This is a genomic window from Clostridium neuense (assembly GCF_045310695.1).
Taxonomy (GTDB): Bacteria; Bacillota; Clostridia; order Clostridiales; family Clostridiaceae; genus Clostridium_S; species Clostridium_S neuense.
Genome location: NZ_JBJIAA010000010.1, coordinates 61,776 through 74,524 on the forward strand (window position 1 = coordinate 61,776; position 12,749 = coordinate 74,524).

The following is a 12,749-nucleotide window of genomic DNA, read 5'->3' on the forward strand; positions in this document are numbered from 1 at the left end:
TACTTTGAGCATAATAGATAAACAAAGAGAAAGAGTGAAATTACTAATACCAGATTCATCCGTTAAACTGGAATTTGAAAAGAAGAGTAGAGAGTAGGGAGTAGAGAGTAGAGTGAAGGATGATTTTTCTACGCTATGCTTCGAAAAATCTAAAATTTATTGGGCGCAAGGCGCTTAAAATATAGTGGTCAGCGCAGCTGACACTATTAGGTTCTAAGATTTACCTGAGAGAAGCGAAAGGTAAATCCACATTTTCTTTACTCTCTACTCTGTTTCAAATTCCAGTTTGTCGGGATAGCATTGGAATTTGTAATTTTAATATTCAAAATTGTTTATCTATGTGGAAAGGGTGAACAGAAGTGGTTAAATATGTTTTGAAAGCAGAAAATCTCACTAAAAGCTACCATGGTGTTACTGTTTTAAATAATGTATCAGTAGCGTTGGAAGCTGGTAAAATATATGGACTAATTGGACAAAATGGTGCAGGAAAATCTACATTTATGAAGCTTATTACAGGGTTAGCTTTTCCAACCAGCGGCAGCATTGAACTTTTTGGGCATACTGGTGAAAGAGCTTTGGAGGGTGAAAGAAAGAGAATTGGTTCTATGATTGAATATCCAAGTCTTGATTTAAGCATGACAGCAAAAGAAAATATTAGGCTTCATAGGATTATGAAAGGTGTTCCAGATGAAGAAATTGAGGATGAGCTATTGAAGCTTGTCAATCTTTCGGACACAGGGAAAAAGAAAGCAAAAAACTTTTCGCTTGGTATGAAGCAGCGTTTAGGAATAGCTATTGCTCTCCTTGGCAACCCAGAGCTGTTAATTTTAGACGAACCAATAAATGGGCTTGATCCAATAGGTGTGGTTGAAATTCGTAACCTATTAAAAAAATTGTGCGAAGGGAGACAAATTACAATTTTAATTTCTAGTCATAATTTGCCGGAGATGTATCAAACAGCTACGGATTATATTATCATTCACAAGGGGCAAATCAAAGAAAAATTAACCCTTGATGAACTTGGAGAACATTGCAAACACTATATTCGTATAAGTTCAACAGAGACAGAAAGATTAGTAAGTGTTTTGGAAATGAAACTAAAGACACAGAACTACAAGGTTATGCCGGATAAATCTGTTAAGCTATATGATTATATAGACGAAAAAGAGAAAATTGCAAGAGTTCTCTTCGAAAATAAACTTATAATAACAAATTTTTCAGGTGAGGGTGATACCCTTGAGGATTACTTTGTAGCTGTTGTTGGAGGCGGACAATATGTATAATTTAATTAAGGCTGATTTATTTAAGTTACGTAAATCAATTGCAATTAAGGTTATATTTTTAATTGCAATGTTAAGCTCAGTAATTATGACAGTAATGGCATATATGGTGCAACAAGGGAAACTTGGCACTGACAGTATTAACATTGGATTTATGTTTAGTGATGCAAATGTGGTGGCAATTCTTGGGGGTACTATTGCAGCTGTTTTTATATGTGGTGATTTTGATAATAGAACAATTCATGAAGCTATTGTAGATGGTAACAGTAGAGGAAAGGTTGTTATCAGCAAAGCAATTATGATTTGTCTTGGTGGCTTCATTATTTTACTTCCGTATGCGATAATAACAGGTATTGCAATCAGTACAGGCTATAAGTTTAGTATGGGGCAAGTATCAATTGGTTTTTTGAGATTAATTACAGCAGAAGGTGGTAAAGCTATTTCTTCATCACAAGCGTGGAAGATACTATTCGTTATACTTGTGCTGACCATTTCGCATATTGCACAGATTAGTGTTTGTATACCTCTTGCTATTGGTTTAAAAAAGCCAGCTATTGTTGTTCCTGTATATTATGGTAGTTCAGTCCTTTTGGGAAAAATAGGCGGATTGGAAACAAGTTCTAAGATATTTAAAAATATTTCTGAGTGTACACCATTTGCAGGTAAATATTCTTTTATGACACTTAATGCAGAAAATAGTGATATTGTAAAGGGAATTGTTTTTAGTTTGATATTTATAATTGTAATGACAGCTATTACTTGTTTTGCATTTAGAAAATCAGAGATTAAATAATTGAAAGGTTGATTATAATGTTAGTAATTGCAGTTTGTATTTTGAGTGTATTAGTTATACTGTTTAGTTCATATATTATCTTTTTGCAGCTGCAATTACACAATATTAACAAGCTGCTTACTAAAAGACTTGCAGAACATACCCGTCAGCCTATTAATTTAGCGCTATTTAATAAGGAACTTAATACCTTAGCCGCTAATATAAACAAGTGCCTTAAAGATGAAGAGAATCTTCGCATTGAGGCACTTCGTGAAGAAAAGCATTTTAAAGAGATGATTTCAAACATTTCTCATGACCTTAGAACGCCCCTTACAGCAATAAAGGGATATCAACAGCTTATGGAAAAAGGAGTATTAACAAGTGAACAGCGGTATAAGCTTCAAGTTGCAGAGAAGCACGCAGATGAATTAGGTGTGCTTATTGAGCATTTTTTTGAATATGCATATCTTTTGAATGCAGAACCAGAGCTTAAGCTTGAAAAAATTAACTTGACTAATCTTGTTACAGAATGCATTGCAGAATCCATTGCGGTTTTTGAAGAAAATAATTTAGAAGTACGTATTATTGAAGCACTACCTGTATTTGCAAAGGCTTCTAAGGAGGCAGTAATAAGAATTGTCCAGAATTTAATACGAAACTGTGTACAGCATTCGGCCGGTAACGTAGAAGTGCAGGTGTTAGCTGAAAAAAATGCTGTAATATCGTTTAAAAATTCTGTGAAGAATAGCAATGAAATAGATATAAATCATATTTTTGATCGCTTTTATACAGCGGATAAAGCCAGAAGTAAAACTACAGGGCTTGGACTCTCTATAGTAAGGCTTTTAGCAGAAGAGATGGGTGGAAGTACAAATGCATCACTTCAAGCTGGAGTACTTGACATTCGAGTGGAGCTTCCTTTACAAAATAGTTTAGCCTAAAATACGGAGAGAATTTTGATTCTTTCCGTATTTTATTTTTATAGTTTAATCCTGCAAAAGCAATTCTATTTTTACGATAAAGTATGTATAAATAATTTGATGTTTTAATACATAACTTCTAAATAATTGGGTTTATGTATAAAGGAGGGAAAGAGTTGAGGCAAAGTAAATTTTTGAGCAGAAATAGAATTAACAAAGAACTTGAAAATATATTTTATTATCCATTAACTATTGTTTCGGCAGCTATGGGCTACGGTAAAACTACATCAGTTGAAAACTATTTAATTGGATGTAAAGCAAGAACAATATGGGTATCTGTGCTTGGCAGTGATGGGTCAGAGACGGTGTTTTGGAAAAAGTTTGGAGAGGCCTTTGAAAAATTAGATAAACTTACTGGCGAAAAACTAATAAAATCTAGTTTCCCAGTAGATACACTTCAAATAGAAGAAACTATAGATATTATTAAAAAAGTGAATTATGAAAATGACATTGTTCTAGTAATAGATGATTATCACATTATTGAGGAGAATAAGCCAGTTGAAAAGCTAGTTGAAAGAATTGTACAGGCTAAAATTGAGGGTCTGCATTTAGTTTTAACCTCTCGTACTAAACCTAAATTAAATTACATAAACTTTGTCTCTAAAGGGCTGTGTTACTTTATAAGCAACGACGTTCTTCAATTCAGCAAGAAAGAAATTAAAGAATACTTTGAACTTATGAATTTTCATGTAACGTATAAGGATATTGATAAAATTTATGATTATACAAATGGATGGATATCTGGAATTTATCTTATAATGCTTGGACTTAAAAATGGGCTGCCAGTTACGGAGATTTCTGAAGTTAATAAGCTTGTTCAAGATAATCTTTATCGTAATTTTAATGATGAAACAAAGAAAGTACTTTTGGAACTTTCTATCCTTGATAATTTTACTAGGAATGAGGCTGTTGAGGTGCTGCAAAACCCGAAAGTACCTAAGATTTTAGAAAGTCTTATGGCGGAAAATGCTTTTATTCAATTTAATAAAGAAACAGGCTTTTATAAAATACATAATGTTTTGCTGGATTTTTTAAGAAAAGAATTAAAAATAAATAATATGGAGGTAAAGGAGGTTACTATAGAGCAGGTAAGTGGTTTGCAAAGCAGAATCAAATGATAGAAGCTCTTAAATATTATCATAAAGCTGGAAGAACAGAGGAACTTTTAAGTATAGCTAACACTATGGGAAATATAAGTATGGGTTATTCTGGGTTTGAGGTGTTTTACAATATATGTGAAGAACTGCCACAGGATTTATATAAAAAGTATCCCTATGTATTTTTAAAATTTGCAAGCAGCTTTATTATCAGTGGAAATAGAAACTTAGCAAAGCAAGGGGTAGAAATAGTAAATGATATGAAGGAATACTATGAAAGTCAGTCACAACTGCCTATGAGTGTTAAAAATAGAATACTAGGTGAAATTGAGGTTATATCTATATTTGTCGCTTTTAACGATGCAAAAAAAATATCTGAACATGCTAAGAAGGCATATAAATTACTTGAGGGTGGAGTTTCTAAAATTATTCTTCGCAAGGCGGAATTTTCTTTTGGAGTGCCTCATTGTTTATATCTTTATTATAGGGAACCGGGAAAGCTTAAGGAAACTGTAAATAGCATGACAGGAACGTCAACACTTGTTTTAGACGGCTCTGGAGCTGGTTCTAAATATATAGTGAGAGCGGAATATGCACTTGAAGCTTATAACTTAGAAGAAGTGGAGTTTTATGCAAAAAAGGCAATTTACGAAGCAAAAACAAAAATGCAGATAGGAATAATATTGTGTGCTAATTTTACAATTATGCGGCTATATATTATTAGAGGAGAAATTTTAAAAACAATAAGGCTTCTTAGTGAGACAAAAGATTTACTATCCGTATATAGCGAAGAAATGTCGGTTCAAAGTAGAGCGGTTTATAGTACAATTATAGCATTATGTGAAGGGTATATTTATGGATGTCTTGGGGAAAAGGATAAAATACCTAGGTGGCTTTGCACCGGAGATATGTCTTTAGGAACGTTCATGTATAATGGAATGGCTTTCCAATATATTGTTTATGGTAAGGCAGTGTTGCTTTCCCAAAATTGGCTTGAGCTTGAGGCTTTGTGTGAAAGTTTTAAGGGTAAATTTAAGGTGTTTCATAATCAGCTTGGGTTTCTTCACAATTTAATTTATGCAACTGTAGTAAAGGCGAATTTGTATGGAATTGAAGAAGGAGTAAAGGTTCTTATAAAATCACTTAAGGAAGCTGAAAAGGATAAAATTGTACTACCCTTTGCAGAAAATGCAGACTATATTCTGCCTATATTATATGAAATAAAAAATAGAAATGAAATTGATGAGATTTATTTAGAACATGTTATTGAAGCTAGTGAACATTATAGCAAGACTATTAAAAGGATGAAGAATAATCCTTCACGGCTGACTAAAAGGGAAACAGAAGTATTAAGGCTTTTAGCAGAAGGGCTAACGCGTGCTCAAATTTCAAGTGAACTTTGCATTTCTATATCTGCTGTAAAAAGATACATTGAAGCTATATACAAAAAACTAAATGTAAACAACAAAATATCTGCAGTATTAAGTGCCAGAAAATCAAATATATTGTAAAACCTGGCCATTCGACCAATGTTTTATTCCTAAAAAATTCGTTATTATTAGTGTATGAATTTTTATGAATTTAAGGGGGATTATATGAGTAAAAAATTGAAGCAAGTTTTATCCTGGGCTATAAGTTTTTTTATGATATTTTTTTTAGTTTTTAATGGATGGCCTAAAAACGTAAAGGCAGATGCTAACAGTAAATATATTGCAATAGCAGCAGGCTATTATCATATGGTTGCATTGGATAGTGATGGACATGTATGGAGTTGGGGAGATAATAGTTGTGGTGAGTTAGGAACAGGTGACACTAAAGATAGAAATGTACCAACTCAAATATCGACACTAGATAATATAGTAGAGGTATCAGGGGGAGGATATGATACAGAGGCAATAGATAAAAATGGACATGTATGGAGTTGGGGGCAGAATGACTGTGGTCAACTAGGAACAGGAGATAATATAGGTAGAAATATACCAACTGAAATATCAATATCGACTAATATAGTATCAATATCAGCAGGGTCAGAGCATACAGAAGCAATAGATGAAAATGGAAATGTATGGAGTTGGGGACAGAACTTTTATAGTCAGTTAGGAACCGGGGATAATGCGGATAGGAACACACCAACTGAAATATTAATACAAGCTAATATAGTATCAATATCAGCAAGAATATGGGATACAGAAGCATTGGATAGTAATGGACATGTATGGAGTTGGGGGATGAATCAGTATGGTCAGCTAGGAACCGGAGATAATACGGATAGGAATAAACCAACTGAAATATCAATACCGGCTCAAATATCGTCAATAACAACAGGGGATTTACATTCGCTAGCATTAGATACTAGTGGAGGGATATGGAGCTTTGGAGATAATAGTAGTGGACAATTGGGAACTGGAGATAATATGGTTAGGAATAAACCAACTCAAATATTAATACCAGGCTTAAATAGTAGTAAAATAAAAGCAATATCTACAGGCAGTGATTTTACAGCAGTATTAGATGATGAGGGAAACATATGGAGCTTTGGAAATAATAGTGATGGACAATTGGGAACTGGAGATAATGCAAATAGCAGTATACCGGTAAATGTGAACGATTCGGACAATGGATCACTAGACAAAGCTTCTCTAGAAATTGGGTACGCTTCTGGAGACAATAGTTCTAATGTAACTCAAAATATTACACTTCCTGCTAAGGGAGCTAATGGAACTAATATAAGCTGGGCATCAAGTAATGAAGCAGTAATTTCAAATACAGGAGTGGTAACTAGACCACCTATTGGAAGCATTAATGAAACTGTATCTTTAATTGCCACAATAACAAAAGGGTCATATGCAAGTACAAAGGATTTTACTGTAACAGTGCTTGAAAAACCTATTTCAATTACAAGTGTTTCATTTCCACAAGATGGAACATATAAATCAGGAGATAATTTAGATTTTGTAGTTAATTTTAATGGAAATGTAAAAGTAAATTCATCTTCTGGAACACCATATTTGCCAATAAATATTAGCAATAAACCAGTAGAAGCACACTATATAAGCGGAAGTGGCATAAGTTCTTTAATTTTTAGATATACAATAGTTAAAGGAGATGACAGCAGCGGTATAAGTGTTGGCAGCAGTTTGAATTTAAATGGAGGGAATATAAATTCAGCAGATTCAGCAGGAGTTCCTTGTGACATTACTTTTAGTGGCAGAGCTTTGCCTAATATAATAATAGATACTACGCCTCCTACTTTTGATTCTTCAAATGGAGCAGCTTTAGACAGTGATAGCAAAAAGCTTACATTAGCCTTTAGTGAAAATATAGCTAATGCATGTGCCAATTTAAATACGTTAAGAGGCAATATAACCTTTTCTAGTGATGGAATAAACTTTAATGCTTTAAGTCCAAGCGATACTGTAGCTATTGAAAATGGGAAATTAATAATAATTTTTGATAAACCTCTCATCGGACAAAATAATGAAGTGAAAATTGCAGCTAATTCAATAAAAGATGCAGAGGGTAATATAAAAACTGATGAAACTGACATAAATTCTATACAAGGCATACCAAGGTTAATTATTGATATAGCAAACCCAACAGCGGGAACAGTTAATTCACCTTACAACTTTAATTTTTTATCCTTAGGAGGTTCAGGTTCAAAAGCTTATTCTTTGGAGACAGGAAGTTTACCAAGTGGTTTAAAGCTTGCAGAAGATGGAACTCTATCTGGAACACCTACTTCAAGTGGAACTTTTAATTTTAAGGTTAAAGTAACCGATGCTTCGGGGCAATCAATTGATTATGAGTATGCAATGTTAGTGAATAATTCAACTCCCCCTATTCCGCCTACGCAGACGGGGGTTACGCTTAATTTGAAATTTACGGGACAAAATAGTCAGTCAAGTACAGTAAATGTACCAAACTTTAATTTTACCTCAAGCATAGCGTCAAATGGTTTAAAACAGTATGAATTTGATCTTCCAGAAAACAAGGTAATGGAAATAGAAGGTGCAGGGCTTCAAACAAATTCAAGTTCAGTTCAGATTATGGATGGAAATAACAATAGTATTGGAGAAGTTCAATTTCCAAGCTCCGTTATATTACAAATAAGTATTCTTAATAATGGGAATACCATGTTCCCTGTTACTATAAGTGGAAATAATAATTTTCCTACAAAAACGTATATGGCAAATTTAAATATCACAACTTTAGGAAGTAATAAACATTTTAATGTAAGCTTTACAGAGGTTTCTGCACCTAGTGTTCCAACAAATGTAAAGGCAGTTGCAGGAAACGGTTGTGCAACAGTAAGCTTTGCACCATCTGCTAGTAACGGAGGCTGTGTTGCTGTAAATTATGTAGTAACTTCAAATCCTGGTGGAATAACAGGAACAAGTACAGGTGACCCTGTAACAATAACAGGGCTTACTAATGGAACACAATATACCTTTACAGTAAAAGCAGTTAATATGATTGGAGAGAGTGCTGAGTCCTTACCTTCTAATAGTGTTACTCCATCTGAAGGATTAGTAATTAGTAATATAAATCCTTCAAATGGTACAGTAGCAACCTCATATAGCTTTAATTTTTCATCTTCAGGAGGCTTTGATCCAAAAGTTTATTCTTTGGAAAGCGGAAATTTACCAAATGGTTTAACACTTGGACCTAATGGTACTTTATCTGGAACACCTACTTCTGCTGGAACATTTAATTTTAAAGTCAAGGTAACTGATAATCTGGGGCAAACAAGCGATAGCAGCTTTGTTATGGTAGTGAAGGCTTCTGTGCCATCTGCTCCAACAAATGTAACAGCATCAGCAGGAGATGGCTGTGCATTAGTAAGCTTTGCACTACCTAGAAATAATGGTGGAAGTCCTATTACAAGTTATAAAATTATTTCAAATACTGGCATGGTAGTTGGAACTGGCACTGGAAGTCCAATAACAGTAACAGGCCTTACTAACGGGGTAACTTATAATTTTAAGGTTGTAGCGACAAATGCACAAGGAGACAGCGTGCCATCAGCAGCTTCTAATAATGTTACTCCATCGGCACCGTATACACCTCCATATATTCCACCAGTACCGCAGCCAGTTACAGAGACAAGAACAGTGCCTGTAACAGCAAAGGTTGGAAATAATGAATTTACTTTAGGCAATGTAACAGTAGTTAGAACGATAAATACAAATGGAACAATAAAGGATGAAGTTATGCTGGATGAAAGCTCAGTGTCACAAATAATAGCTAATGCCTTAAAGAATAATGCAGCTTCAGTAGATATAATCTTAAATGATTCGGTGTCAATTACGGCAGATAGTATTGAGTTTCAAGCAGATGGGAATTGCACAAAGCTGTTGCAGGAAAATAAGCTTTCTTTAAATGTTGAGGCAGCAAGGGGAAGCATAAGTTTACCATATGCAACTCTTATGCAGCTTACAGGAACGATTATCCAAGGAACTTTTAGTGAAATATCAGATTCAAGAACACCAACTATTATAAGTGAGTATGCAGCTGGAGCTAAGCAAATTGGAGATTCCTTAAAGCTTGACACTAATTTTTCTGGAGCTGCTGAGGTTACAATTCCAATAACTGCAGATGAATTACAAAAGGGGAGTGGGGATGCAAATTTCTTATCCAACTTAGCAGCAATGGTTCAGCACAGTGATGGGGAAAATGAGGTAGTAACAGGCACTATAGTTTATGATTCAAACAATAAGGCCGTTGGAATAAAGCTACATGTTAAAAAGTTCAGTATTTTTACCCTTATAGAACTTCCCAATAGTACAAGTGACGGAAATGCAAAAGTAATACCATATAAGGTTAATAGCGATAAAGCATGGACAGTTAACTTTTCAAATGATATAGACAAAACTACAGTGAATAAAGATAGTGTTTATGTAGTAGACGATGAGGGAAATAAAGTTGATATTAAACTAGAATGTATTGATAAGGCGTTAATTATTTCACCTGTAGAGAATTATAAGTCAGGGCATAAATATCATTTATATATTACTGATAAAGTTCAATCAGTAAATAAAAAGACCCTTAAAGAAGTTTTAGAATATGAATTTAATGTAATTTAGAAAAACACCGCAAGACTAGTTTGAGTTTTGCGGTGTTTTTTAGATATAATGGTTATAGTTGTTTAGTACTAGGAGATGAATAAAATGGACAAGCTTAAATATACTATTTGTTTTATTAAAAGAGAAGACGAGATACTGCTTTTAAATAGAGAAAAGCCAAGTTGGATGGGAAGCTGGAATGGAGTTGGAGGAAAATTTAAAAAGGGTGAGACTCCGCGTGATTGTATACTTAGAGAGGTATATGAGGAAACCAATATAAAGCTTCATGATATACAATTTAAAGGTATTGTTACTTGGAATTCAGATGAAGGAAAAATACAAGGGATGTATCTTTTTATGCAGGAACTTCCGTGGGATTATGAATATGAAGTCCCTATAAAGACAAGAGAAGGTATTCTAGATTGGAAAAAGATAGATTGGATTATGAATCCAGAAAATACTGGTGTAGCTCATAATTTACCTAGGTTTCTTCCAAATATGATTAATAATAAAGGAACTTTTCAATACCATTGTGTTTTTAAGAATGGAATTCTTTTAGACGTTAAAATAACAGAATTTAAGGAGGATTAAGGTAATTATGAAAGAGGATGTAGCGGTAAAAGTATTGTCAAAAAACCTAGTATTAAATGTAGACATACTTCAATGTATAAAGAGGGGCAGTGCAGAAATAATGTTTGCTTCAGATAAAGGAGTGATGATTTATGACAATATATCAGAAGCTTACATGATGAATATTGAGGATAAAGAAATAGCAAAAACAATGATAAATCAAATTCCACAAGAGGCACAAATAATTGTTACTCATCAGGAACAATACTGCGAATTACTTATTAAAAAGTTTAAATTTAAAGATAAAATGATATGCAGTAATTCTGTATATACTAAAGATGTTCCGATGGAGGTTTCAAAAGCTTCTCCAGAGATAAGGCTTTTAAATAGAGATTACATAGGCTTTGTTATGGAACATTATTCAAAAAAGGACCTTTGCAATGCAGAATATATTGGTGAAAGAATAGATGCAGGGGTTATATATGGAGCATTTATAGATGGTGAACTTGGCGGCTTTATAGGAGGTCATGAGGAAGGTTCAATTGGAATGCTTGAAGTTCTTCCAAAGTTCAGAAGAAGGAAAATAGCAACTCATCTCATCGTTAAAGCTGTTAATGAGATGTTAAAAAAAGGCTTGTATGCATATGGACAAATTGAAGAAGGAAATGAAGCCTCTACAAAGCTGCAGAAGGGGCTTGGCTTTGAAATTTCAAAGGAAAAGATTTATTGGCTATTTAAATAGGTACATATATTTTAAAGATCATTGTAAGCAACTCGTATTTTTATGTTGACTTTTTACTAAAATAACTTTAAAATTTTACTAAAGAATTATAAAAAATGATGGTTGGAGGATATAAATGGCAACAATTAAAGATATAGCAGAAAAGGCTGGAGTCTCAATTTCAACTGTTTCAAGAGTACTTAATTATGATCCAACCTTATCTACTAGCAATGAAACTAAAAAAAAGATTTTTGAAATTGCTGAGGAACTTTCTTATGATAAGCACATTAATAAAAAGAAAAGTAATAATAGAATTGCAGTTATAAATTGGTATACAGAGGAAGAAGAACTTAATGATTTATATTATTTATCAATAAGACTTGGAATAGAAAAAAAGTGCAAGCAATTTAATTATGGAGTTGTAATGTGTACCTATGATAATATAAGCGAGATAAAAAATCAAAACATACAAAACATTATAGCAGTGGGAAAGTTTAGTAAAAGTGAAATAGAAAAGCTTATGACTCAAGGATCTAACGTCGTTTTTGTTGACTATTCCCCTAACGAGAACATTTTTGACTCTGTTGTTACAAACTTTGAATTAGCAACAAAAAATGTAATTAATCACTTTACAAAAATGGGACATAAAAATATTGGATATATTGGTGGCACGGAATTTTTTAAAGACAAGAGTGATTATGTTGAGGATGTAAGAGGAAAGACTTTTGAAAGCTATCTAAAAGAATTAAATTTGTGGAATGAAAAGAATGTTTATATAGGAAACTTTTCTGTAGATGACGGATACAGCTTGATGAAAAAGGCAATTTCCGAATTAGGTGAAAAACTACCAACAGCCTTTTTCATAGCAAATGACACTATGGCAGTAGGAGCAATTAGAGCACTTGCAGAAGCAGGTATCAAGGTTCCAGATAGAGTTAGTATAATTGGAGTAAATGATGTAAGTGTAGCTCAGTATTTAAATCCACCACTGAGTTCGGTTAAAGTTTATACTGAGAGTATGGGTGAAACTGCGGTAGAATTACTAGTAGAAAGAATTAATGGAAGAACTATAGCTAAAAAAGTTAGCTTAGCAACTGAATTGATAATAAGGAATAGCGCGAAGTAACAATGCTTCGTCGCGTTAAAAGAATTCTATAAATCTAAGATTCAAAAATCATAAAATACTAAGAAATTTCAATAACTCGCTGAGAAAACGCTCAGACAATTGAAATATCTAAGCATTTTACAATTTTTGAACCGAGATTTA

General features: G+C 33.3%; 9 protein-coding genes. All 9 read left to right on the top strand.

Translation table 11 applies throughout. The features are described from left to right. Positions 1 to 359 precede the first annotated feature (359 nt). A complete protein-coding gene (locus ACJDT4_RS12960; RefSeq protein WP_406787996.1) occupies positions 360 to 1,283 on the top strand; it encodes an ABC transporter ATP-binding protein in 924 nt (307 codons plus the stop codon). Then, complete coding sequence (locus ACJDT4_RS12965) at positions 1,276 to 2,073, top strand: ABC transporter permease (RefSeq protein WP_406787997.1); 798 nt, start codon at positions 1,276 to 1,278, stop codon at positions 2,071 to 2,073. Before ACJDT4_RS12960 ends, ACJDT4_RS12965 begins: the two co-directional genes overlap by 8 nt. 41 nt (positions 2,074 to 2,114) lie before the next feature. Continuing rightward, positions 2,115 to 2,993, top strand: a complete 879-nt coding sequence (locus ACJDT4_RS12970) for a sensor histidine kinase (RefSeq protein WP_406787998.1) — start codon at positions 2,115 to 2,117, stop codon at positions 2,991 to 2,993. A gap of 155 nt (positions 2,994 to 3,148) precedes the next feature. After that, on the top strand, positions 3,149 to 4,150 hold the full coding sequence (locus ACJDT4_RS12975; protein ID WP_406787999.1) for a winged helix-turn-helix domain-containing protein: 1,002 nt from the start codon (positions 3,149 to 3,151) through the stop codon (positions 4,148 to 4,150). After that, positions 4,147 to 5,640, top strand: a complete 1,494-nt coding sequence (locus ACJDT4_RS12980; protein WP_406788000.1) for a response regulator transcription factor — start codon at positions 4,147 to 4,149, stop codon at positions 5,638 to 5,640. The genes ACJDT4_RS12975 and ACJDT4_RS12980 overlap by 4 nt, the downstream gene beginning before the upstream one ends. Positions 5,641 to 5,724: 84 nt before the next feature. Continuing rightward, a complete protein-coding gene (locus ACJDT4_RS12985) occupies positions 5,725 to 10,212 on the top strand; it encodes an immunoglobulin-like domain-containing protein (protein ID WP_406788001.1) in 4,488 nt (1,495 codons plus the stop codon). Positions 10,213 to 10,296: 84 nt separating this feature from the next. Further along, positions 10,297 to 10,782: an NUDIX hydrolase gene (locus ACJDT4_RS12990; protein WP_406788002.1), complete on the top strand. Its 486-nt coding sequence runs from the start codon at positions 10,297 to 10,299 to the stop codon at positions 10,780 to 10,782. 7 nt (positions 10,783 to 10,789) lie between these two features. Continuing rightward, on the top strand, positions 10,790 to 11,503 hold the full coding sequence (locus tag ACJDT4_RS12995; protein ID WP_406788003.1) for a GNAT family N-acetyltransferase: 714 nt from the start codon (positions 10,790 to 10,792) through the stop codon (positions 11,501 to 11,503). Between the two features lie 115 nt (positions 11,504 to 11,618). Continuing rightward, complete coding sequence (locus tag ACJDT4_RS13000) at positions 11,619 to 12,608, top strand: LacI family DNA-binding transcriptional regulator (protein ID WP_406788004.1); 990 nt, start codon at positions 11,619 to 11,621, stop codon at positions 12,606 to 12,608. Positions 12,609 to 12,749: the final 141 nt, after the last annotated feature.

What these genes read in the sequence shown, in the direction of transcription:
- ACJDT4_RS12965 (WP_406787997.1), top strand. Translation starts at nt 1,276, where the DNA reads ATGTATAATTTAATTAAGGCTGATTTATTTAAGTTACGTAAATCAATT.
- ACJDT4_RS12980 (WP_406788000.1), top strand. Translation starts at nt 4,147, where the DNA reads ATGATAGAAGCTCTTAAATATTATCATAAAGCTGGAAGAACAGAGGAA.
- ACJDT4_RS12985 (WP_406788001.1), top strand. Translation starts at nt 5,725, where the DNA reads ATGAGTAAAAAATTGAAGCAAGTTTTATCCTGGGCTATAAGTTTTTTT.
- ACJDT4_RS12990 (WP_406788002.1), top strand. Translation starts at nt 10,297, where the DNA reads ATGGACAAGCTTAAATATACTATTTGTTTTATTAAAAGAGAAGACGAG.
- ACJDT4_RS12995 (WP_406788003.1), top strand. Translation starts at nt 10,790, where the DNA reads ATGAAAGAGGATGTAGCGGTAAAAGTATTGTCAAAAAACCTAGTATTA.
- ACJDT4_RS13000 (WP_406788004.1), top strand. Translation starts at nt 11,619, where the DNA reads ATGGCAACAATTAAAGATATAGCAGAAAAGGCTGGAGTCTCAATTTCA.